General features: G+C 38.9%; 1 pseudogene. It reads right to left on the reverse strand.

Annotated elements, in window-relative coordinates:
* Positions 1–458: pseudogene (locus tag AB4496_RS27170) on the reverse strand (hypothetical protein); the annotation flags it as partial.
* Between the last annotated feature and the right edge of the window lie 315 nt (positions 459–773).

Genomic DNA, 773 nt, shown 5'->3' on the forward strand with positions numbered 1-773 from the left:
CGTCCTAGCTCACCGTTTCTTACAATATTTGTTCTAAGTGATTCGATGAGTTTTATCTGCTGTAGCAAAAAATTATAGGTAGTGCGGTTAATACATTTAAAGCGAATATTTTCCAGTGGCGTTTTACTTGGGCGAACTTCTCTTATTATTTTTTTGAAATGTACTCTAATCTGACTGCGCAGAACCATCCACACCGGATCATTTGTCACATCTGAGGCACCAAAACCATAACTGCTACTTAGCTTCTTATGGTGTCTATATTTCATCGCTTCAAGATGAGAATAAACGGCATCAATACCTCTCTGCAGGTAAGGTATCGCTTTTACCTTATTGCTTTTAAAAGCCATATAAAGATTACCTGTCCATCTTTTAAATTCGATGTCACAGGCGCTTGGCGGCTGAAAGCTGCCGTTGGGTTTTAAAATATAATCGATATTGAGTTCTAAAGGATTTGCCATTTTAAACTCCTAAACTAGGGTTGATCGGTGAGCGCGGCGAAATGGATATTCGAGGAAGATATAAAGTCTTGCTTTGATGACATCTCGCACTCATGGCTTCTTAAACATGCTCCAATGGATAGAGTAATCCTTAGGAAGTCATTAGAATTTCGGTACATACAGAAAAGCAGAGTTTCACTTAATTCAAGTAGGTATGTCAAAGAGGGGATTATCTCGCCTACAATACTCATTCACACCTTAATTGGCTTAGATAAAGCGGTTAAACCCCCGGACATTACCTAGGATGAGGTCAATGTTAATGGGTACATCGATAAC

Source organism: Vibrio sp. 10N.222.46.A1 (genome assembly GCF_041473595.1).
Classification (GTDB): Bacteria; Pseudomonadota; Gammaproteobacteria; order Enterobacterales; family Vibrionaceae; genus Vibrio; species Vibrio tasmaniensis_A.